At 63.6% G+C, this 23,212-nt stretch carries 18 protein-coding genes; 13 read left to right on the top strand and 5 right to left on the bottom strand.

Features of this window, described 5'->3' with window-relative positions; genetic code table 11:
* Positions 1–39: 39 nt before the first annotated feature.
* Positions 40–600, bottom strand: a complete 561-nt coding sequence (locus tag ABWW33_RS05970; protein WP_176654562.1) for a GNAT family N-acetyltransferase — start codon at positions 598–600, stop codon at positions 40–42.
* A gap of 172 nt (positions 601–772) precedes the next feature.
* Here ABWW33_RS05970 and ABWW33_RS05975 point away from each other — a divergent pair, with 172 nt between their 5' ends.
* The gene (locus ABWW33_RS05975; RefSeq protein ID WP_353399956.1) at positions 773–1,852 is read left to right on the top strand and encodes an FxDxF family PEP-CTERM protein; all 1,080 of its coding nucleotides are present in this window, start codon (positions 773–775) and stop codon (positions 1,850–1,852) included.
* Positions 1,853–2,024: 172 nt separating this feature from the next.
* Positions 2,025–2,960, top strand: a complete 936-nt coding sequence (locus ABWW33_RS05980; protein WP_353399959.1) for a choice-of-anchor A family protein — start codon at positions 2,025–2,027, stop codon at positions 2,958–2,960.
* On the opposite strand, the gene ABWW33_RS05985 is transcribed toward ABWW33_RS05980, so the two are convergent.
* Both ABWW33_RS05985 and ABWW33_RS05990 read right to left on the bottom strand, forming a co-directional pair.
* Positions 2,923–3,603, bottom strand: coding sequence for a TetR family transcriptional regulator C-terminal domain-containing protein (locus ABWW33_RS05985; RefSeq protein WP_353399962.1), 681 nt, complete (start codon positions 3,601–3,603; stop codon positions 2,923–2,925). The two genes, ABWW33_RS05980 and ABWW33_RS05985, sit on opposite strands and share 38 nt — an antisense overlap.
* Entirely contained in the window at positions 3,585–5,060 is a 1,476-nt protein-coding gene (locus ABWW33_RS05990; protein WP_353399964.1) for an aminotransferase-like domain-containing protein, read from the bottom strand. The genes ABWW33_RS05985 and ABWW33_RS05990 overlap by 19 nt, the downstream gene beginning before the upstream one ends.
* A gap of 219 nt (positions 5,061–5,279) precedes the next feature.
* Between ABWW33_RS05990 and aptA the strand changes: the two genes are divergently transcribed.
* From aptA to ABWW33_RS06045, 11 genes are all read left to right on the top strand, one after another.
* The gene (gene aptA / locus ABWW33_RS05995; RefSeq protein ID WP_353399967.1) at positions 5,280–6,596 is read left to right on the top strand and encodes an omega-aminotransferase AptA; all 1,317 of its coding nucleotides are present in this window, start codon (positions 5,280–5,282) and stop codon (positions 6,594–6,596) included.
* Between the two features lie 13 nt (positions 6,597–6,609).
* The gene (gene ald / locus ABWW33_RS06000; RefSeq protein ID WP_353399970.1) at positions 6,610–7,725 is read left to right on the top strand and encodes an alanine dehydrogenase; all 1,116 of its coding nucleotides are present in this window, start codon (positions 6,610–6,612) and stop codon (positions 7,723–7,725) included.
* 22 nt (positions 7,726–7,747) lie between these two features.
* Positions 7,748–9,250: a CoA-acylating methylmalonate-semialdehyde dehydrogenase gene (locus ABWW33_RS06005; RefSeq protein ID WP_353399973.1), complete on the top strand. Its 1,503-nt coding sequence runs from the start codon at positions 7,748–7,750 to the stop codon at positions 9,248–9,250.
* Between the two features lie 112 nt (positions 9,251–9,362).
* Positions 9,363–10,733: an NAD(P)-dependent oxidoreductase gene (locus ABWW33_RS06010; protein WP_353399976.1), complete on the top strand. Its 1,371-nt coding sequence runs from the start codon at positions 9,363–9,365 to the stop codon at positions 10,731–10,733.
* Complete coding sequence (preA, locus tag ABWW33_RS06015) at positions 10,733–12,028, top strand: NAD-dependent dihydropyrimidine dehydrogenase subunit PreA (protein ID WP_353399979.1); 1,296 nt, start codon at positions 10,733–10,735, stop codon at positions 12,026–12,028. The genes ABWW33_RS06010 and preA overlap by 1 nt, the downstream gene beginning before the upstream one ends.
* A 60-nt stretch (positions 12,029–12,088) precedes the next feature.
* Complete coding sequence (locus ABWW33_RS06020) at positions 12,089–13,573, top strand: NCS1 family nucleobase:cation symporter-1 (RefSeq protein WP_176654555.1); 1,485 nt, start codon at positions 12,089–12,091, stop codon at positions 13,571–13,573.
* An 18-nt stretch (positions 13,574–13,591) separates the two neighbouring features.
* Entirely contained in the window at positions 13,592–14,986 is a 1,395-nt protein-coding gene (gene hydA / locus ABWW33_RS06025; RefSeq protein ID WP_176654554.1) for a dihydropyrimidinase, read from the top strand.
* Positions 14,987–15,096: 110 nt separating this feature from the next.
* Entirely contained in the window at positions 15,097–16,332 is a 1,236-nt protein-coding gene (locus ABWW33_RS06030; RefSeq protein WP_353399983.1) for a Zn-dependent hydrolase, read from the top strand.
* A gap of 80 nt (positions 16,333–16,412) precedes the next feature.
* Complete coding sequence (locus ABWW33_RS06035) at positions 16,413–18,092, top strand: putative bifunctional diguanylate cyclase/phosphodiesterase (RefSeq protein WP_353399985.1); 1,680 nt, start codon at positions 16,413–16,415, stop codon at positions 18,090–18,092.
* Positions 18,092–19,480, top strand: coding sequence for a tetratricopeptide repeat-containing glycosyltransferase family protein (locus ABWW33_RS06040; protein WP_353399988.1), 1,389 nt, complete (start codon positions 18,092–18,094; stop codon positions 19,478–19,480). Before ABWW33_RS06035 ends, ABWW33_RS06040 begins: the two co-directional genes overlap by 1 nt.
* Positions 19,481–19,568: 88 nt before the next feature.
* Complete coding sequence (locus tag ABWW33_RS06045) at positions 19,569–20,429, top strand: PEP-CTERM sorting domain-containing protein (RefSeq protein ID WP_353399991.1); 861 nt, start codon at positions 19,569–19,571, stop codon at positions 20,427–20,429.
* Here ABWW33_RS06045 and ABWW33_RS06050 read toward each other — a convergent pair.
* The gene (locus ABWW33_RS06050) at positions 20,420–22,183 is read right to left on the bottom strand and encodes an allantoate amidohydrolase (protein WP_353399993.1); all 1,764 of its coding nucleotides are present in this window, start codon (positions 22,181–22,183) and stop codon (positions 20,420–20,422) included. The genes ABWW33_RS06045 and ABWW33_RS06050 overlap by 10 nt on opposite strands.
* A gap of 36 nt (positions 22,184–22,219) precedes the next feature.
* On the bottom strand, positions 22,220–23,155 hold the full coding sequence (locus tag ABWW33_RS06055) for a LysR substrate-binding domain-containing protein (RefSeq protein WP_176654549.1): 936 nt from the start codon (positions 23,153–23,155) through the stop codon (positions 22,220–22,222).
* Between the last annotated feature and the right edge of the window lie 57 nt (positions 23,156–23,212).

Genomic DNA, 23,212 nt, shown 5'->3' on the forward strand with positions numbered 1-23,212 from the left:
AGGATTCCGACCAACGGCGGTTTCGGCGGAATGAACCGGTTATTCCACGCGATGAGTGGTCCAGTCGCTGCGCAGCAGGCCGTAGATGGTGCTGCCCGAGATTTCGCCGCCGACGAACCAGCGCTCGCGCAGATGCCCCTCGACCTGGAAATGCAGGCTTTCCAGCAGGCGGGCGGAGGCAATGTTATCGGGATGGATATCGGCTTCGATGCGATGCAGCTCCAGCGGGCCGAAGCCGTGGCTGATCAGCGCCGCCAGCGCCTCCTGCATGTAGCGCCGGCCCCAGTGCGGCCGCGCCAGCATGTAGCCGATTTCGCAGCGGTGGTTGCGGCGGTCGAAGGCGTACAGCGTGGCGGTGCCGATCACCTCGCCGTCCGGCAGCGCCATGGCCAGGCGCAGCGCGCTGCCGTCCAGGTAGGCGCGCTGCGTCTGTTCGATATTGTCGACAGCCTGGGAAATGTCCAGCCAGGGGGCGCTGCTCCAGTGGCGCAGCGCTTCCGGATCGGAGAACAGGCGGAACATGGCGGCGGCGTCGGCGGTTTCCACAAAGCGCAGGGTCAGGCGCGGAGTGTGCAGCTGGAATGGTTCAAAGCTGGGCATGGCGATACTCAAGAGGTAACAGCCCTCTAGCTTAGCGTAATTATTATCAAAATGTGCTTTTACGATGGACTGCCGACAGGAAATTATGATATGCTAATTGCAATTGTTATTAATATTTGGTAATTGTTGAGTGGCCGCAAGGCCGCTCCTTCTTTTTCTTGAGGACAGATTGATGATCACCCGTACCCGTCTTGCCCTGGCCGTCGTCGCCATGGTTTCCAGCGCGGCCCAGGCCGCCCCGTTGAGCGCGACCGAGATGCTGCGCCAGTTCAATGTGGTGGTCAGCGGCAACCTGAACTCGACCTCGCACGTCGACGGCCGCACTTACGTGGGCGGCGACGCCGTCGGCGGCGATTATGTACAGCACGTCAACGACACGCCGGCCTCGGCTTACGCCGGCCTGACCGTGGGCGGCAATTACAGCGGCAATACGCATGTGAACGGCCTGGGTGCTGTGGTCGGCGGCAACGCCAGCGGCGTCAACGTCAATAGCGGCAGCACCTATGTCGGCGGCTCGGCCAGCAATTCGAGCTTCAACGGCGACGCCTGGATCGCCGGCAGCGCCTCCAGCGTCAACTTCAACGGCAAGGGCCATGCTGCCAGCTATAGCGGCACCAATAACAACAACGTACTCAACGCCCCGACCGGCATCATGAACAGCACCCTGGCCGCATCGACGTCGACCAACTTCTCGTCGGTGATGACCGGGCTGTCGAGCCAGTTGTCGTCGCTGCAGGCGACCGCCGGCACCTCGGTGGTCTTCAGCAACAACGACCACCAGGTGACGCTGAACGGCAGCGGCGTCAACGGCGTGCTGGTGTTCGACCTGACCGCGCTCGACACGAAGATCTTCTCGTCCACGACCACGGATATTTCGTTCAACCTGAGCAACGCCAGCACGGTGATCTTCAACACCAACGACTCCACGCTGAACCTGATGGCCAACTTCAACCAGGCGCAAAGCCTGGGCAGCAAGCTGATCTGGAACTTCGCCGGCCACGACACCAGCGTCAGCGTCGGCCGCACCTTCGGTGGCCAGGTGCTGGTCGCGGACGGCAGTTTCAGCAATACGGGCGGCGCCAACGTCGAAGGCGGCGTGTTCGCCAAGACGCTGAATCAGTACGGCGAGGTCCACTTGCAAAGCTTCAGCGGCACCGTGCCGACCGCGCCGGTGCCGGAACCGGAAACGTACGCCATGCTGCTGGCCGGCCTCGGCCTGATGGGCGCCATCGCCCGCCGCCGCAAACAGTAAGCCCTGCCTTACCGCAACAAACACCCGGATCAACGATGGCCATTTGGTCATCGTTGATTTTTTTTCGTCGCATTTGAAGCGCAGCCGGTGTATTTTTACTTGTGATTCAGAAATGAAATATGAAGTTGTGATATCCTTGAAGTAACTTAAATTGCTTTATAGGAATTTCATCATGACTGCTGCCGCGAAAAGTGCTGTTTCCGCCGTTGTACTTGCCATCGCCTCGCTGGGCGGCGCGCAGGCGGCCGTGCTGGACTTGGGCCTGCATGGCGCCAACGTATTTTCGTTCACCGACTTCAAGGCGCAAAGCGCCGACGTCGAAGGCGCGATCATGGCCGGCCGCGATGTCCAGCTGAACAATTACTCGGTCAACTACAACAACGTTGATGCGATAGGCAGCTATTCGCTGATCGCCGGCGGCAACCTGAAATTCACCAGCGGCTCGATCAAGAACGGCGACACCTATGTCGGCGGCACGACCAGCGTCACCAAGCAGGTCGACATGTACTCGCCTGTCAAGACCGGTACCGCGCCGATCAACCTGGGTGCGCTGAGCACCCAGTTGAAGAGCACCTCGTCCTCGCTGTCGAAGCTGGCGACCACCGGCAGCGCGGCGGTCCAGTGGGGCGGCTTGAACATCACCGGCAGCAAGAAGGCTGTCGAAGTGATCGATATCGACGCCAAGTCGCTGTCCTCCGTCACCTATTTCAACTTCAGCAACCTGAACGCCGGCTCCACGCTGATCTTCAACGTCAGCGGCGACAAGGCCAGCTTCAACGGCGGCTACCAGGGCTTCGAGAATTACAACGTGCTGTTCAACTTCTACCAGGCGACCGATCTGGGCGTGCACACCGGCCTGACCGCCAACATCCTGGCACCGAAGGCCAGCGTAACCGGCGGCAGCGGTGTAATCAACGGGAATGTGATCGTCGATTCATGGAGCTCGTCGGTGCAGATCAACGCCAACCACTTCTTCAAGTCCATCAACGTGCAAGGCTTCGGCAGCGTCAGTGCCGTGCCGGAACCGGAAACCTACGCGATGCTGCTGGCCGGCCTGGGTTTGATGGGCTTTATTGCCCGCCGCCGCAAGCAGGCTGCGGCACGCTGATCGCCGCCAGCACCATGTCGACGATGACCTTCTCGGCATCGTCGAAGTCCTTTTTCGTCAGCTGTTTGCGGTTCAACACCAGCGCCATCTGCGCCGAGAAATCGGCATAGGACTGGGTCATCGCCCAGATCGCAAACAGCAGGTGGGTCGCGTTGATCGGCGCGATCTTGCCCTCGCTGATCCACTTCTCGAACACCTCGATATCCTTGCGCACCAGCGGCACCACGCGGCTCTGTATCTGCTCGCCGTACAGCTGCGCGCCGCTGATCACTTCCATCGCATACACGCGCGACGCCCACGGCTGCTCGCGCGAGAACTTCAGCTTGGCCTGCACGTAGGTGCGCAGCACCTCGCGCGGATCCTGGTCCTCGGCGGCCAGGTTTTCCATGCGTTCCAGCCATTCGTCCAGCACCTCGTCCAGCACGCGCTGGTACAGCGCCTGCTTGGTCGGGAAGTAGTACATCAGGTTCTGCTTCGACAGCCCGGCGTTTTCCGCCACGGTGGCGATCGACGTGCCCTCGTAGCCGCATTCGGCAAACACGCGCACCGCCTCGGCGGCGATGTCGGCTTCGAGCTTGTCGCGGTTGAGAACGCGCCGCTTGATCTTCGGCGCTGGCTCTGCATTCAGTTTTGCTGTCGGCATATGAGTCTCAGGAAGGTCAGGAGTTGTGGTTGGTCGGTGTAGGCCACGTTGAACCGGAACCAGATCGATTCCGGTGCGCGCAGCATGAAGAAGTCGCACGGCGACAGCAGGATGCCGGACTTGAGCGCCTGGTCGGCGATGATCTTGCCGTTCCAGTCGGCGGTGGGCGCGTCGCTCCAGCCGGCACTGACGAACATGCCGCCGCGCGGCCGCGCCAGCGGTTCCATGCCGGCGCTGCGCAGGCTGTCGATGGTGCGTTCGCGACCGGCCTCCAGCTGCGCGGCCAGCTTGTCCACCATGCGCTTATAGGGCCGCGCGGTGATCGCGTGGTAGACGGCGCGCTCGTTGATCTCGGAGGTGGTCAGCCCGGCCAGCATCTTCACCCGCAGCAGCTCGGGGATCAGCGAGGCCGACGCGCAGATCGAGCCCACGCGCAGCACCGGCGACAAGGTCTTGGAGAAGCTGCCGACGCGGATCACGCGCCGCAGGCCGTCCATCGCCGCCAGCGAGGCTTCGCCGCGCGGCGCCAGCTCGCGGTAGATGTCGTCCTCCACCAGCCAGAAGTCGAACTGCTCGGCCAGGCCGAGCAGGCGGTGCGCCTGCGCCGCGCTGAGCGAGGTGCCCAGCGGGTTTTGCAGCACCGTGTTGACGAACATGAGCTTGGGCTGGGTCTGCGCCGCCTGTCTGGCCAGCGTGTCGAAATCCAGGCCGTTCTCGCCGCGCGGAATGCCGACCGGCACGCAGCCGTGGTGGCGTATCAGCGACAGCAGGTTGCTGTAGCCGGGATCCTCGACAAACACGGTGTCGCCCGGCTTGGTCAGCGTGCGCAGGATCAGGTCGAAGGCGTGGGTGGCGCCGTGGGTCAGCAGCACCTGCTCCGGCTCGACCGGGAACAGCTCGTCGCTCAGCGTCGACGACAGCTGCTGGCGCAGCGACGGGAAGCCCAGCGGGTGGCCGTAGCCGCGCAGGCGGTTGGCCGGGATGCGCATCGCGTGGCGCACGGCGTCGAGGATGGTGTCCTCGCCATACCACTCGGGCGGCAACCAGCCGGCCCCCACGGCCAGCGCCTCGGAGGTGCCGGAATACAGGTCGGGAGTGAGGGCGTCGATGGCGGTCGGCGTGGCTTGCAGCGTGGAAGGCAGCAGTGTTGCGGGAACGTCCTGGCGGGCCACGAAATAGCCGGAACCGCGGCGCGATGACAACAGTCCCAGGGTCACCAGACGGTCATAGGATTCGACAACTGTAAAGGTGCTGATGCCATTACACTTCGCAAATTGCCGTACGGAGGGCATTTTGGTTCCGATGCGCAACTCCCGGCGTCCCACCATGGCGCTGATGGCGGCGACGATCTGGTCGACCAGGCTGCCTTTCTTGCTGCGCTCTATGGCGAGCACGGGCCAGCCGGCCGCTCCGGGCGGACAGTCGGCTTGATCGATCACAGGATTCGCTAGGTCCATCCTTGACTCCAATTGCTGCGTAAAGCAAAACTGTAGTGTTTTTGTTGCCAGTACGGTTGGACAGTTTTGATATTTGTGTATCTGTGCCATAGTTGTTGCGCTGTCTATTATTGCATCATCATTTTGCCAACTGGTAAATTTTTTTACGGTTCGTCAAAAAAATCCTTACGTTTGCGAGCAAACTCGAAGCTGAATTGAGCTGTATCACAGGAGATGAGCATGAACGAGTCCAGACCTGAATCGATGGCGTCCTTCTGGATGCCGTTTACCAACAACCGCGACTTCAAGGCGCATCCGCGCCTGCTGGTATCGGCCGAAGGGATGTACTACAAGGATGTCGACGGCAACTCCATCCTCGACGGCACCGCCGGCCTGTGGTGCGTGCCCTGCGGCCACGCGCAGCCGAAGATCGTCGCCGCCGTGCGCGAGATGGTCGGCCAGCTGGATTTCGCGCCGACCTTCCAGATGGGCCACCCGGCCGCCTTCGACCTGGCCGAAAAGCTGATGGAGTACACCAATCACAAATTCGGCCACGTGTTCTACACCAACTCCGGCTCCGAAGCGGTGGACACGGCGCTGAAGATCGCGCTGGCCTACCACAAGGCGCGCGGCGAGGCGAGCCGCACCCGCCTGATCGGCCGCGAGCGCGGCTACCACGGCGTCGGCTTCGGCGGCATCTCGGTCGGCGGCATCGCCGGCAACCGCAAGCCGTATGGCGTCATGCTGCCCGGCGTCGATCACCTGCCGCACACGCACAACCTCGAGAAGAACGCCTACACCCGCGGCGAACCGGAATACGGCACCGAGCTGGCCGACGAACTGGAACGCATCGTCGCGCTGCATGACGCGTCGACCATCGCCGCCGTCATCGTCGAGCCGGTGGCTGGTTCGACCGGCGTGCTGATTCCGCCCAAGGGCTACCTGAAGCGCCTGCGCGAGCTGTGCACCAAGCACGGCATTCTGCTGATCTTCGATGAAGTGATCACCGGCTTCGGCCGCCTGACGACGCCGTTCGCGGCCGACTACTTCGACGTCGAACCGGACATGATGACCACCGCCAAGGGCCTGACCAACGGCGTGATCCCGATGGGCGCGGTGTTCAGTAAAAAATTCATCCACGACGCCTTCATGGAAGCGCCGGCCGGCATCGAACTGTTCCACGGCTACACCTACTCGGGCCACCCGGTCGCCTGCGCCGCCTCGCTGGCGACCTTGGATGTGTTCAAGGAACAGAAGATCCTCGAACACGCCGCCGGCATGGCCGAATACTGGGCCGACGCGGTGCACTCGCTCAAGGGACTGCCGCACGTGATCGACATCCGCACCATCGGCCTGATCGCCGGCATCGAGCTGGCGCCCATCGCCGGCAAGCCGGGCGCCCGCGCCTTCGCCGCGTTCAAGCAGGCCTTTGCCGACGGCGTCCTGATACGCACGACGGGCGACATCATCGCGCTGTCGCCGCCGCTGGTGCTGGAGAAAAAACATATCGACGAACTTTTTGGAAAGCTGACGACTGTACTGAAAAACCTCGACTGACAAGGAGAACACCATGCTGGTAGGCGTCCCAAAAGAGATCAAAAACCAGGAGTCCCGCGTCGGCCTTACCCCGGCCAGCGTCAAGGAACTCGTATTGCGTGGTCATCAAGTGGTAGTGCAGAAAAACGCCGGCGTCGCCATCGGCCTGAGCGATGCGATGTATGAAGGCGCCGGCGCGACCATCGTCGAGGAGGCGAGCGAGATTTTCGCCCGTGCCGAGATGATCGTCAAAGTGAAGGAACCGCAGCCGGAAGAATGCGCCATGCTGCGGAAAGGGCAGATCCTGTACACCTATCTGCACCTGGCGCCGGACCCCGGGCAGACCAAGGCCCTGGTGGAATCCGGCGCGGTTTGCATCGCCTACGAAACCATCACCGGCGCGAACGGCGGCCTGCCGCTGCTGGCGCCGATGAGCGAGGTGGCGGGGCGCATGTCGATCCAGGCAGGCGCCGCGCACCTGGAAAAATCCAAGGGCGGCATGGGCCTGCTGCTGGGCGGCGTGCCCGGCGTGGCGCCCGGCCATATCGCCATCATCGGCGCCGGCGTGGTCGGCACCAACGCCTTGCAGATGGCGGTCGGCATCGGCGCCCGCGTGACGATTTTGGACAAGAATATCGACCGCCTGCGCCAGCTCGACCTGGTGTACGGCAACCGCATCTCGACGATGTTCTCGAACGCGCACTCGATCGAGGAAGCGGTGCTTGATGCGGACCTGGTCATCGGCGGCGTGCTGGTGCCCGGCGCCGCCGCGCCCAAGCTGGTGACCAAGGCCATGATTGCGCGCATGAAGCCGGGCGCGGTGGTGGTCGACGTGGCGATCGACCAGGGCGGCTGCTTTGAAACGTCGCACGCCACCACGCACGAGAAGCCGACCTACGTGGTCGACGGCGTGGTGCACTACTGCGTGGCCAACATGCCGGGCGCCGTCGCCCGCACGTCGACCTTCGCACTGAACAACGCAACGATAGGCCACGCGGTGGCGCTGGCCGACAAGGGCTGGCAGAAGGCCCTGAAGGCCAATCCGCACCTGAAGAACGGTTTGAATGTCTGTCTCGGCCACGTCACCTATGAAGCGGTGGCGCATGGCCTTGGCTATACGTATGTGGACGCGGACACCCTGCTGGGCTGATCCGAATTTTAGAGAGAACGTTATGAGCAACCTGGACACCATCACCCATTACATCAACGGCGTCAAAGTCGATACGCAAAGCGGCCGCTACGCGGACGTGTTCAATCCGGCGCTGGGCGAGCCGGTGGCCAGGGTCGCGCTGGGTACGACGGAAGAAGTCGACGCCGCCGCGTGCGCGGCGGAGAAGGCTTTCCCCGCATGGTCCGCCACGCCGCCGCTGACGCGCGCGCGCGTCCTGTTCAAGTACCTGCAGCTGTGCCAGCAGCACACCGACGAATTCGCGGCGATGCTGACGCGCGAACACGGCAAGACCTTCGCCGATGCGCAGGGCGAAGTGGCGCGCGGCATCGAGATGGTGGAATTCGCGGTCGGCATCCCGCAGATGCTGAAGGGAGAATTCACCGACCAGATCTCGCGCGGCATCGACGCCTGGTCGATGCGCCAGGCTCTGGGCGTGGTGGCCGGCATCACGCCGTTCAACTTCCCGGTGATGGTGCCGATGTGGATGTTCCCGGTGGCGCTGGCGTGCGGTAACACCTTCATCCTCAAGCCTTCCGAGCGCGATCCGTCGCCGTCGCTGCTGCATGCGCGGCTGTTGAAGGAAGCGGGGTTGCCGGACGGTGTGTTCAACGTCATTCAGGGCGACAAGGTGACTGTCGATGCGCTGCTCGATCATCCTGTGGTGCAGGCGGTGAGCTTTGTCGGTTCGACGCCGATCGCGGAATACATCTACTCGCGCGGTTGCGCCGCGGGCAAGCGCGTGCAGGCGCTGGGCGGCGCCAAGAACCACATGGTCGTGATGCCGGATGCGGACATGGAAATGACTGTCGATGCGCTGATGGGCGCGGCCTACGGTTCCGCCGGCGAACGCTGCATGGCGATCTCGGTGGTGGTGGCCGTCGGCGATGCCGGCGACAAGATTGTCGATGCACTGGCAAAGCGCACCGCCGCACTGAAAGTGCGCGACGGCATGGCGTCCGACGCCGAAATGGGGCCTGTCGTTTCAAGCGCGGCCAAGCAGCGCATAGAGCGCTTGATCGGCGAAGGCGTGGAGCAGGGCGCGAAACTGGTGGTCGATGGACGCAACCATGTCGTAGCAGGACGCGAGAACGGCTTCTTCATCGGCGGCACTTTGTTCGATCATGTCACGCCGGATATGACGATTTACAAGGAAGAGATTTTCGGCCCCGTGCTGTGCATGCTGCGCTCGCCGGACGTTGGCAGTGCGGTGGAACTTATCAACCGCAACGAGTACGGCAACGGCGTGGCGATCTACACCCGCGACGGCGGCGTGGCGCGCGAGTTCGTGCGGCAGATCCAGGTGGGCATGGTCGGTGTCAACGTGCCGTTGCCGGTGCCGATGGCCTTCAACAGTTTCGGCGGCTGGAAGCGCAGCCTGTTCGGCGACCATCACGCATATGGTCCCGAGGGCGTGCGTTTCTACACGCGCCACAAGGCGGTGATGCAGCGCTGGCCGAACACCGCAAGCGCTGGCGCAGAATTTGCATTCCCTCAGATGAAGTAAGCTCCCGTCATTCCCGCGCAGGCGGGAATCCATACACAGCATGGCGTCACGCGAAGTATGGATCCCCGCTTTCGCGGGGACGACGTTCTCCAAGCATTAGCCAGGAAATCGTATGATGATCGAATCTCTCAAATACATGCCCCAGCCGAAGGAAGCCAACGCCACACTGGCGGAACACTTCACAGACCTGGCGCCGGCGCTCAATGCGCGCCAGGCCGCGATTGAAAGCTCGCGCTGCCTGTATTGCTACGACGCGCCATGCACGCGCATCTGCCCATCGGATATCGACGTCGCCAGTTTCGTCCGCAATATCCACGACGGCAACGTCAACGGCGCGGCCGTCGGCATCCTGAAGCAGAACATCCTGGGCGGCAGCTGCTCGCGCGTCTGTCCAACCGAGATCCTGTGCGAGGACGCCTGCGTGCGCAATCACGATGCGGAAGGCCAGCCGGTGAAGATCGGCCTGCTGCAGCGCTACGCCATCGACAACATGACGATCAGCGAGCACCCGTTCAAGCGCGCCGCATCGACCGGCAAGAAGATCGCCGTCGTCGGCGCCGGGCCTGCGGGCCTGTCGTGCGCGCACCGCCTGGCGATGCTGGGCAACGACGTGGTGATCTACGAGGCCAAGGAGAAATCCGGCGGCCTCAATGAATACGGCATCGCCAAGTACAAGCTGACCGACAACTTCGCGCAGAAGGAAGTGGACTTCCTGCTGCAAATCGGCGGCATCGAGATCAAGCACGGCCAGGCACTCGGCGGCAATGTGCAGCTGAAGGATTTGCACGCGCAGTACGACGCCGTGTTCCTCGGCCTGGGCCTTGGCGCCAGCAAGCAGCTGGGCCTGACCGGTGAGGACGCGCCCGGCCTGCTGGCGGCCGTCGACTACATCGCCGCGCTGCGCCAGGCAGATGACCTGAGCAAGCTGCCGCTGCCCGCGCGCGCCATCGTCATCGGCGCCGGCAATACCGCCATCGACATGGCGGTACAGATCCAGCGCCTGGGCGCGGAAGAAGTCACGCTGGTGTACCGCCGCGGCTTCGACGCGATGAGCGCCACCGAACACGAACAACATATTGCGAAGGAAAACCAGGTCCGCATGCGCACCTGGGCCCAGCCGCAGCAAGTGCTGCTGGACGAAGCGGGCCGCGTGCGCGGCATGCGCTTCGAGAAAACCGCAATCACCAACGGCCGTCTGGCTGGCACCGGTGAGACTTTCGAGATCGCGGCCGACGCGATCTTCAAAGCCATCGGCCAGAGCATGGACGAAACGAGCATCAGTGATCCACTGGCGAAAACGCTGAAACGCGACGGCGACAAAATCCATGTCGATGATCAGTTCCGCACAGTCCTGCCGCGTATCTACGCCGGCGGCGATTGTGTGGCGCCCGGACAGGACCTGACCGTGCAGGCGGTACAGCACGGGAAATTGGCGGCACACGCCATCCATCAAGACATCAACGGTATGAAGGAGGCTGCATAATGGCTGACCTGAGCATAGAATTCTGCGGCATCAAGTCCATCAATCCGTTCTGGCTGGCGTCCGCGCCGCCGACCGACAAGGCCTACAACGTGGTGCGCGCATTCGAAGCGGGATGGGGTGGCGTGGTGTGGAAAACGCTGGGCGAGGATCCTGCCGCCGTCAATGTGTCGTCGCGCTACTCGGCGCACTACGGCAAGAACCGCGAAGTCCTCGGCTTCAACAACATCGAGCTGATTACCGACCGTTCGCTGGCGATCAACCTTGAAGAGATCACGCAGGTCAAGAAGGACTGGCCGGACCGCGTCATCATCGTCTCGCTGATGCTGCCGTGCGAAGAAAAACTGTGGGCCGATATCCTGCCGCTGGTGGAAGCGACCGGCGCCGACGGCATCGAACTCAATTTCGGCTGCCCGCACGGCATGCCGGAGCGCGGCATGGGCGCCGCCGTGGGCCAGGTTCCCGAATACGTGGAGATGGTCACGCGCTGGTGCAAGACGCACTCGAAGCTGCCGGTCATCGTCAAGCTGACGCCGAACATCACCGACGTGCGCGCCCCGGCGCGCGCCGCCAAGGCCGGCGGTGCGGACGCGGTTTCGCTGATCAACACCATCAACTCGATCACGCACCTGGACCTGGACCAGATGGTGGCCTTCCCCATCGTCGGCGGCGCCAGCACCCACGGCGGCTATTGCGGTTCGGCGGTCAAGCCGATCGCGCTGAACATGGTGGCCGAGATCGCACGCGATCCGCAAACCAAGGGCCTGCCGATTTCCGGCATCGGTGGCATCGGCAACTGGCGCGACGCGGCGGAGTTCATGGCGCTGGGTTCGGGCTGCGTGCAGGTGTGCACCGCCGCCATGCTGCACGGCTTCCGCATCGTCGAAGAGATGAAGGACGGCCTGTCGCGCTGGATGGACGAGAAGGGCTACAAGAGCATCAGCGAATTCGTCGGCAAGGCTGTGCCGAATACGACGGACTGGAAATACCTGAACATGAACTACCAGGTGATCGCGCAGATCAACCAGGACGACTGCATCAAGTGCGGCCGCTGCTACGTGGCATGCGAAGATACCTCGCACCAGTCGATCGCGCAGCTGATCGATGCCGCCACCGGCACGCGCACGTATGAAGTCATCAAGGAAGAATGCGTCGGGTGTAACCTGTGCGAGATCACTTGTCCGGTGCAGGGCTGCATCACGATGGTGCCGCAGGATACGGGCAAGCCATACATGAACTGGACGCAGGACCCGCGCAACCCGCGCGCGGAAAACGTGAAGGCGACCGAAACGGCATAGACATCTCGGGTACGGAACTTGCAGCGATAGAAGGATACATCAACCTTTGGAGAAAGCCCCGTGAGCAAAGAACTCTCTGGCAGCACGCAACTCTGGAACGAAGACCTGGCCCCGACCACGGCGGCGCAGCGTACTTGGCGCTGGTATCACTTCGCCGCGCTGTGGGTCGGCATGGTGATGTGCATTCCGGCCTACACGCTGTCCGCCAGCTTGATCGAGGGCGGCATGTCCGGCTACCAGGCGGTGCTCACGGTGTTCCTCGCGAACGCGATCGTGCTGCTGCCGATGCTGCTGATCGGCCACGCCGGCACCAAGTACGGCATTCCATACGCGGTGTTGGCCCGTTCCTCGTTCGGTACATCGGGCGCGCGCTTGCCCGCGTTGATGCGCGCCATCGTCGCTTGCGGCTGGTACGGCATCCAGACCTGGTTCGGCGGCCAGATGATCTACACGCTGCTGGGCGTTCTGATGGGCGGTGAAATCGGCGGCGAGAAAATCGCAGGCCTGGGCATCAACGGCGGACAGCTGCTGTGCTTCCTGGCCTTCTGGGGCATCCAGTTCTGGTACATCGTGCACGGCATGGACGCGATCCGCAAGCTGGAAACCTACACCGCGCCGCTGAAGATATTGATCTGCTTTGTGCTGCTGGGATGGGTCTACAACAAAGCCGGCGGTTTCGGCGACCTGCTGTCGGCGCCTTCGCAGTTCGTCGAGGGTGGCAAGAAGGCAGGCCAGTTCTGGTCCGTGTTCTGGCCTTCGCTGACGGCGATGGTGGGCTTCTGGGCCACGCTGGCGCTGAATATTCCCGACTTCACCCGCTTCGCCAAATCGCAGCGCGACCAGGTCATCGGCCAGTCGGTCGGCTTGCCGGTGCCTATGGGCCTGCTGGCGATGATGGCGGTGATCGTCACTTCGGCAACGGTGGTCTTGTACGGCAAGGCGATCTGGGATCCAGTCGACCTGTCCAGCCGCATGACCGGCGCCGCCGTGCTGATCGCATTGGTGATCCTGTTGATCGACACCGTCTCCGTCAACCTGGCCGCCAACCTGGTCGGCCCGGCCTACGATTTCTCGTCGCTGGCGCCCAAGCATATTTCGTATAAGGTCGGCGGCTACATCACGGCCGGCATCGCGATCCTGATGATGCCCTGGAAGATACTGGAATCCACGCAGGGCTACATCTTCACCTGGCTGATCGGCTATTCCGCGCTGCTGGGCCCCATCGCCGGCATCCTGATTGTCGACTACTACCTGGTGCGCAAGACCGAGTTGAACGTCGGCGAGCTGTATCGCGAAGACGGCCAGTACTCGTACGGCAAGGGCTGGAACATGGCCGCGCTGGTGGCGTTCGTGATCGGCGTGCTGCCCAACATACCCGGCTTCCTCAATGCCGCATTCCCGGCTTCCTTCCCCGACGTGGGGGCCGGGTTCAAGACGATTTATACCTACGCCTGGTTTGTCGGAATCGCTATTTCGGCATTGGTGTATGGGGTTATGATGAAGGGTAAAGCCGTGCCCGCGATACGGGCGCCGGCCCACCCCTAAAAGATTCAGGAGATGTCCATGTCAACTATCATTCGCGGCGGTACCGTCGTCAACGCCGACCGCGCCTTCAAGGCCGATGTGCTGTGCTACGGCGACAAGATCATCGCCGTGGGCGAAGGTCTGGACGCCCCGCCTTCGGCCAAGGTGATCGACGCCAGCGGGCAGTACGTGATGCCTGGCGGGATAGACCCGCATACGCACATGAATTTGCCGTTCATGGGCACCGTCACCCAGGATGATTTCTACACCGGCACCGCCGCAGGGCTGGCCGGCGGCACCACCACCATCATCGACTTCGTCATCCCCGCGCCGAAGCAGAACCTGATCGAGGCCTACCACCAGTGGCGCGGCTGGGCCAAGAAGGCCGCCGGCGATTACAGCTTCCACGTGGCGATCACGTGGTGGGACGAGACCGTGCACCGCGACATGGAGATCCTGGTGCGGGATCACGGCGTCAACAGCTTCAAGCACTTCATGGCGTACAAGAACGCCATCATGGCCGACGATGAAACGCTGGTGAAGAGCTTCCGCCGCTGCCTGGAACTGGGCGCGATGCCGACCGTGCATGCGGAAAACGGCGAGCTGGTATTTCAGCTGCAGCAGGATCTGCTCAAGCGCGGCTTGACGGGACCGAGCTCGCATCCGCTGTCACGGCCGCCGGAAGTGGAGGCGGAGGCCGCAAACCGCGCCATCGCGATTGCCAATGTGATGAACACGCCGGTCTATATCGTCCACGTCTCCTGCGCCGAATCGCTGGAGGCCATCACCCGCGCGCGTGCCCATGGGCAGCGCGTGTACGGCGAAGCATTGGCCGGCCACCTGGTCATCGACGACAGCGTGTATCACAGCGACGATCTCGAATATGCGGCCGCCCATGTGATGAGTCCACCGTTCCGCAGCAAGCATCATCAGGCCGCGTTGTGGCAAGGGCTGGTGGGGGGCAACCTGCATACCACGGCCACCGATCACTGTACCTTCTGCGCCGAGCAAAAGGCCGCCGGCAAGGATGATTTCACCAGGATCCCCAACGGTTGCGGCGGGGTGGAGGATCGCATGTCGGTGGTGTGGGACGCGGGCGTCAACACCGGTCTGCTGACGCCGTCGGAGTTCGTCAAGGTCACATCGACCAACACCGCGCAGATTTTCAACATGTATCCACGCAAGGGCGTGATCGCCGTGGGCGCCGATGCCGACATCGTCGTCTGGGATCCGGAAGGAACCCGCACCATCTCGTCGCTGACGCAGTTCGCCAAGGGCGGCTTCAACGTTTTCGAAGGCCGCACCGTGCGCGGCATCCCGAGCACCACGCTGGCCGCCGGCAACGTCGTGTTCCATCGCGGCGTGCTGATGGCGGTGGAGGGCGCGGGCCGCCACATCGACCGCCCGGCATTCAAGCCGACGTCGGCGCGCTAACCATACCAACCGTCATTCCCGCGAAAGCGGGAATCCATAGGCCATCACCAGGGCGGCGAAGTATGGATTCCCGCCTGCGCAGGAATGACGGATTTAACGGAGATTTGATTATGAGCGACATGCGTATTAATGGCGACCGCCTGTGGGCGGCGTTGATGGAACTGGCCCGGATCGGCGCAACGCCCAAGGGCGGCGTCAAGCGATTGGCGCTGACGGACCTGGACAAGCAGGGCCGCGACCTGGTGGTCGGCTGGGCGAAGGACGCCGGCATGTCGGTCACCATCGATCAGATCGGCAACGTGTTCATGCGCCGCGACGGCACCAACAACGCGCTGCCGCCGGTGATGACCGGCAGCCATATCGACACCCAGCCCACCGGCGGAAAATTCGACGGCAACTACGGCGTGCTGGCGGGCCTGGAAGTCGTGCGCACGCTGAACGATCTGAAGATCAAGACCGAGGCGCCGATTGAAGTGGCCTTCTGGACCAACGAGGAAGGCTCGCGTTTCGTGCCGGTGATGATGGGGTCCGGCGTATTTTGCGGCGCCTTCAGCCTGGAGACGGCCTACGCCGCCAAGGACACCGAGGGCAAGTCCGTCGGCGAGGAACTGGCGCGCATCGGCTACAAGGGAGACCAGGTTCCGGGCGACCATCCTATCGGCGCCTACTTCGAAACCCATATCGAGCAAGGCCCCGTGCTTGAAGACGCCGACAAGGTGATCGGCGTGGTGCCGGCGGTGATGGGCCTGTCCTGGTACGATTGCGTGGTCACCGGCATGGAGGCGCACGCTGGCCCGACGCCGATGGGCCTGCGCAAGGATGCGCTGCAGGTGTCGACCAGGATCATGCAGGAAGTGGTGGCCATCGCCAACCGCTACCCGCCGTATGGACGCGGCACGGTAGGCATGGTGCAGGTATTCCCGAACAGCCGCAACGTGATCCCGGGCGAAGTCAAATTCAGCATCGACCTGCGCAACGTGAACGACGAGCTGCTCAACACCATGCACGAAGAGATGCTGGCCTTTATCGACAAAACCCGCGTCGAAACCGGCCTGAAGATTTCGATCGAGCGCGTGTCCTACTATCCGCCGTGCCCGTTCCATCCTGATTGCGTGGACGCGGTGCGCAACGCCACCGCCAAGCTGGGATATTCGACGATGGACGTGGTCTCCGGCGCAGGTCACGACGCGATCTACGCCGCCCGCCTGGCGCCGGCGGGAATGATCTTCGTGCCCTGCAAGGACGGCATCAGCCACAATGAAATCGAGGATGCCAAATCCGAGCATCTGGAAGCCGGCTGCAACGTCCTGTTGCACGCCATGCTGGAGCGCGCGCGCATCGTCTGATTTGCTGCCTCGGCCAGCCGGTGTGGCGCCTGAATGTGATAGGCTAACAACCTATACATCACGCGGCACCGGCTACCAACATGCAAGGACCACCAAAATCGCACGCGGCGGCACTGGAGACGGCCTGCCTGACAGCGACCCTCGAAAGTATCACCGATGCGGTGCTGATGCTAGACGGCAGCTGGAATATCCGCTACATGAACGGCAACGCCGAGCGTTTGCTGCAGGTGCAGCGTGCCGACGTGATGGGGAAGAACGTTTGGTCGGTGTTCCCCGAGGCGGTTGGCGGGCCTTATTACCTTGCCTATCACCGTGCGGTGGAAACCAACAGCGTCGTGTCGTTCGAGGAGCACTACGCGCCGCTCAACCTGTGGACCGAAATACGCGCCTATCCGTCGGAGGAGGGCGTGACGATCTACTTCCGTGACATCAGCGAGCGCAAGGCCATCGAGGCCGAGATTCACAACCTGGCCTTTTACGACAAACTCACGGGACTGCCGAATCGCCAGCTGCTGCTGGAGCGGATCGGCCATGCGCTGTCGCTGTCCCGGCCCGGCGCGATCCTGTTCATCGACCTGGATAACTTCAAGACCATCAACGATACCCGGGGCCACGACAAGGGCGACATATTACTGCGGCTCGCTGGTGAGCGTATCGGCACGGCGGTGCGCAGCGATGACACGGTGGCCCGCTTTGGCGGCGATGAATTTGTCGTGCTGCTGGAGGACCTGGGCGATACGCCGGAAGATGTCGCGACTGCGGCGTATGGCCTTGCCGCCAATGTTGTCCGCGCCTTTTGCGACCCGTTCGATATCGCCGGCGTAGAGCACTACAGCACTCCGAGCATCGGCGTCACGGTCTTCGACCATGAAGCCAACGGTGTGGACGACCTGCTCCAGCGTGCCGACCTGGCCATGTACCAGGCCAAGGCCGCCGGCCGCAATACCGTGTCCCTGTTCGACCCCGCCATGCAAATCCGCGTCAACTCGCGCGCAACGCTGGAAGCCGACATGCGGCGCGCCGTGCAGAATGATGAATTCATGCTGCACTATCAGCCGCTGATGGGTGTCGATGGACGCATGGTCGGCGCCGAGGCGCTGGTGCGCTGGAAGCATCCGCAGCGCGGACTGGTGCCGCCGTGCGAGTTCATTCCGGTGGCGGAGGAGTCCAACCTGATCTTGCCGCTGGGCCGCTGGGTCATGCGGGAAGCCTGCCGCCAGCTGGCGCTCTGGAGTCGAGACCCGCATTCTTCGACGCTGGAGATGGCTGTCAATGTCAGCGCAACGCAGTTTCACCGCCCCGATTTTGTCGAGCAGGTGCTGGCGGCGCTGGCCGAGACGGGCGCGAACCCGTCGCACCTGCGGCTGGAGCTCACCGAGAGCCTGCTGCTCAAGGACGTGGAGGGCACGGTGTCGAAGATGCAGCGGCTGCGCGATGCGGGCGTCAGCTTCGCGCTGGACGATTTTGGCACCGGCTACTCATCGCTCTCCTATCTGCACCGGCTGCCGCTGGATCAGTTGAAGATAGACCGTTCCTTCATCTGGGGCGCTTTCAAGGAAGGCAGCGGCGCGGAGATCGTGCGCATCATCGTCGCGCTGGGCAAGGCGTTGAATATGTCGGTGCTGGCCGAGGGCGTGGAGACGCAGGAGCAACTGGCCTTCGTGGCCGCCGAAGGATGCCAGTACTACCAGGGCTATTTGTTCAGCAAGCCGCTGCCGGCGGCGGAGCTGGCGACACTCATCTCGCATCTGCCGGATTGATGTTTTCAGACCCCCAGCAAGCCTACCTCGATGGCAATCACCGCATGGCCGCCGGCGACCTGGCCGGAGCGGAGGACAGCTTCATGCAGGCCTTGCTGCTGGAGCCGTTGCACGGCGCGGCCCGCGCCAATCTTGGCTACCTGAAGGAGCGGCAGGGCGCGCTGGCGGAAGCGGAGTTCCACTATCTGCAGGCGATAGCGCTGATGCCCGATCACGCGCAGCTGTATCAGAATCTTGGCGTGCTGCTGCTGAAGACCAGGCGTTTCGGCGATTCTGAGGCGGCGATGCGCACGGCTGTCGAGTTGGAGCCGGAGTCGCCGTCCGCGTGGAGCCAGTTGGGCGTTCTGCTGGCTTGCGTGAAGCGAGAACGGGAGGCGGAGCAGTGTTATCTGCGGGCGCTGTCGCTGGACCCGGGCCATGCACGGGCGCGCTTCAATCTGGCCTATGTGCTGCTGCGCCAGGGACGCTTTGCCGAAGGCTGGCCGTTGCTGGAGGCGCGCTGGCAATTCGATGACCTGGCCCATGCCTTCCATTGTCCGCGCTGGGACGGCGAGCCGCTGCAAGGAAAATCGCTGGTGATCGCGCTGGAAGCGGGACAGGGCGACATGATCCAGTTTTGCCGTTACGCCGCGCTGCTGAAGGCGCGCGGCGCTGCACGGATCGCCGTGGTCTGCCATCCGGCGTTGCGGCGATTGTTCACGACGCTGGCGGGCGTCGATGAGGTGTATGCTTTCGATGGCACCGTGCCCGTCGAGGGCTGGGACTACTGGACGCATCCCATGCGTTTGCCGGCATTGTTCAGCACCGGTCTTGCCAGCATCCCGTCGTCGGTGCCCTATCTCGCGGCGGAGCCGGAACTGGTGAAGCATTGGCACGGTCTTTTGCCGCGGCAGGGCTTGCGCGTTGGCCTGGCATGGAAAGGCAATCCGGACTTCGAGAACGACGCGGATCGCTCGCTGCCCTCGTTGCTGACCCTGGCGCCGCTGGGCGGCGTGCCGGCGCATTTCGTCAGTCTGCAAAAAGGACCGGGAGAAGAGGAGGCGCCGCCCGCCGGCATGACGCTGCACGCCATCGGTCCGCAACTGCGCGATTTTGCCGACACGGCGGCTGTCATCGCCAATCTGGACCTGGTGATCAGCGTCGATACGGCGGTCGCTCACCTGGCCGGCGCGCTGGGCAAGCCTTGCTGGCTACTGCTGCCCGACTACCGCTGCGACTGGCGCTGGATGACGGAGCGTAGCGATACGCCGTGGTATCCGTCGATGCGCCTGTTCCGCCAATCCTGCGCTGGCGATTGGACGCCGGTGATCGACGCCGTCGGGCGGGAACTGTCGGCTTTCCTGACAAGCGGTGCCGTGGCGGCGGCATCTGGTAGTGCAAGCCCCTGATTTCATTGGGCCGTATTCCGGGGCACAGTTTGTGCATCGCGCCTGAATGGCCGGCAATCCCGCTGGCCATTGACCAGGGAGACGCGACATGAACATCCATTCCAACATCCGGCGCGGCTGTGCGCTTGGCGCACTGCTTGCCGCGATGGCGGCGGCGTTGCCGGCATCGGCCGCGCCGTTCTTTTTCAGCACCGGCACGCCGGACGGCCTGATGGCCAGCGCGACACGGCCCGGTGCCGGCGGAAAAATAGAAATCGAAGCGGCGGACGATTTCATCTTGCCCTCGGAAACGCGGATCAACACCGCCATCTTCACCGGCTTGCTGACCGGCGGCGCCAGCGCCGCCAATATCGGCCAGGTGGTGGCGGAAATCTACCGGGTGTTTCCCAAGGATTCGGCCAATCCCCCCTCGGGCCGGGTGCCGACCCGCGTCAATTCGCCTTCCGACGTGGCCTTCGACAGTCGCGACAGCGCTGGCGGCGGCCTGACCTTCAACATCACCACGCTGGGCACCTTCACCGCCGCCAACAGCGTACTCAATGGCATCAACCCGATACCCAACCAGACCACCGGCGGCGACGGTGCGGTCACCGGCACCGAAGTCACTATCACCGTCAACTTCGGCACGCCATTCGATCTGCCGGCGGACCACTACTTCTTCGTGCCGCAGGTGGAAGTGACTGGCGGGGAGTTCTACTGGCTGTCCGCGCCGCGTCCCATCGCGGGTGGTTCCGGGCCGTTCGCCCCGGATCTGCAAAGCTGGATACGCAACGAGCCGCTGGCCCCTGACTGGCTGCGGGTGGGAACGGACATCGTCGGCGCTGGCACCTTCAACAATTCGTTCGCGCTGATCGGCGAGGTGCCCGAACCGGGCAGCATCGCGCTGCTGCTGGCCGGCGTGCTGCCGTTGGCGCTGGTGCGGCGCCGGCGCGCCGCGGCTCAGGCGTAATTGCGCAGGAAATCGAGCAGTACTCTTGCGGCGATGTCGGCGTCGTCGGCTGTCATCGTCTCCAGCGGATTGTGGCTGATGCCGCCGTTGCCGCAGCGGGTGAACAGCATCGCCACGTCGGTGATGGCGGCCATCGCCATCGCGTCATGGCCGGCGCCGGACAGCAGGTCGAAGCGAGGCAGGCCGGCGCGTTCGATGGCGGCGCCGAACTGCCCCATCAAACGCGGCGCGCAGGGCGCGGCCGAGGCATCGACGATTTGCTGCAGGCTGAAATCCACCTGGCGCCGCGCGCAGATGGCGGCGATGCCGTCCAGTACATCCTTCACCGCCGCCAGCCGCACCGCATCGTCGGCGGCGCGGATATCCAGCGACAGCTTGCACGCGCCGGGTATCACGTTGACCGAGCCGCCGGGTACCTGCAATTGGCCCACCGTGCCGACCAGCGATGCCCCTTGCCCACAGCGCCGTTCGACCAGCAGCACGATCTCCGCTGCCGCCGCCGCGGCGTCCTTGCGCATCGTCATCGGCGTGGTGCCGGCATGGCTGGCCAGGCCGGTCAGCTCGACCAGGTAGCGCGAGCTGCCGGCGATCGCCGTCACCACACCCAGCGCCAGATCGCGCTCCAGCAGCACCGGCCCTTGTTCGATGTGGACTTCGACAAAGCCGAGCAGTTCGGCCGGATCGCGGGCGATGGCCGGAATGCGCGTCACATCATGGCCGGCGGCCAGCAGGGCGTCGCGCATGGTGATGCCGTCGGCGTCGGTCTGGTCCAGCAGCGACAGGTCGAAGCGGCCTGTTACCGCGTTACTGCCGAGGAAAGTGCTCTTGAAGCGCACGCCTTCTTCCTCCGCGAAACCGACGATCTCGAAGTGGAAAGGCAGCTTCTCGCCGCGCTGGTGCAGATGGCGCACGATGGCGATCGGCAGCAGAATGCCGAGGCGGCCGTCGTACTTGCCGCCGTTGCGCACGGTGTCGTAGTGGGAACCGGTCATCAACGTCTTCGCTCCCGGCGCGTCCGAGCGGTAGACGCCGACCACGTTGCCGACGGCGTCGATGTGCGCGTCCATGCCGGCTTCGCGCATCCAGTCCGTCAGCTGCGTGGCGGTCCTGCGGTGCGCGGGCGTCATGTAGGCGCAGGTCAGGTCGAAGTCCGCGCCGTCGCTGTTGTCCACGTCGCTCCATGCGCCTAGGGTTTCGCACCACTGCATGATGGCCGGGCCGAAGTCCAGCGCGACGCCGAGCAGATCGTTCAACCGCAGCTCGGCGATGCGCTTGATCTGGCGGAGGCATTCGGCGATTTCGTCGGCGCGCTGGTTCTTCAGGCGGCGCGTGAAAGTGGCGATGATCGCGCGGCGCGTCAGCCCCTGTCCATCCGGACCTTTGACGGCGAGGATGAAGGGAAATCCGAATTTGTCGTTGTAGTCTTGGTTGAGCCGATGCAGCGTGGCGAATTCCTCGGCGCTGCACAGATGCAGGCCGGACCTGGCCTGCTCGCTGGTCGATTCCGCCGTCAGCTGTCCGGCCACGGCGGCCTTGCCCGCCAGCTCGGGGTGCGCGCGGATCAGGCCCAGTTGCTCATCCAGCGACGCGGCGCTGACCACGCCCTGCAAGGCCAGCTTGAGCGCCGTGATATTGACGAACGGCCGCTGCGCCGCCGCCCGTTCCGGTATCCATGGCGAATGCTCGTAGATACCTCGAAGGCGCTCGATGAAGGTGGCTGCGTCACAACTGTTTAATTCTGAAAGTGTCGTCATGGATAGGTGGTATCCGTTGCGGTTTATATGGGCGGCCTACTTCCCCAGCGCCTTGGCCGCGGTGGACACCTGCTCGCGCAGCCACTTGTGTTCCGGCGCCTGATGCACGCGTTCATGCCACAGCTGGTAGAAGCGCATCGGCGGAAACTTGACCGGCACAGTGAATGTCTTGAGCGGCATGTTGCGTTCGTAGTAGCGGACGAACTGGCGGCCGGTGGTCAGCACCAGGTCCGTTTGCGTCAGCATGTAGGGGATCAGGCCGAAGTAGGCCGATTCCACCGCGACGTTGCGCTGCAGGCCCTGGCGTTCGAGGAAATCGTCGATGACGCCGTGGTAGCCGGGCAGTATCTGCGTCGGCGCCACGTGTGGCAGCGACAGGTAGTCGTTGAGCGTCATGTCCTCGCTGCCGGTGCGCAGCGCATACGGGCAGTCGGAGCGCATCACGCAGATGATCGGGTCCTCGAACAGCTTGGACATGTGCAGGTGCTCGGGCGGTTCGTCCCAGTTGGCGATGACCAGGTCCATCTCGCCGTCCGACAGCAGGCGCACGTAGTCAACTCCGGGTCCGAGGCCGTGGATCTTCACGCGGCTGTTGGGCGAACCGCGCCGCAGCAGCGCCACCAGGTTGGGCAGGAACTGGCTGTCCAGGTAATCCGGCGCGGCGATGTGGAAGGTGCGCGCTTCTTCCTGCGGCACGAATGGCGATTTTTTCAGGAACAGGTTCTCGGTGTCGTCGAGGATGCGCTTGGCGGGAATCAGCAGGCTCTCGCCGTGCTGGGTCGGCACCATGCCGCGCGCGCCGCGCACCAGCAGCGGATCGCCGGTCAGTTCGCGCAGCTTGCGCAGCGACGCGGAAATCGAGGGCTGCGGCTGATTCAGCTTGAGGGCGACGCGCGAGACGTTCTTCTCTACCAGCAGCAGATAGAGAATGCGGATCAGGTGCAGGTCCAGGTGTTGCGGCAGGGCGGCCATATGCGTGTATTTCTGTACTTTGTTATACGGGATCGGATATGTTTAATATACTCCAAT

Origin of the sequence: Duganella hordei (assembly GCF_040369125.1) — a bacterium.
Lineage (GTDB): Bacteria > Pseudomonadota > Gammaproteobacteria > Burkholderiales > Burkholderiaceae_D > Rugamonas > Rugamonas hordei.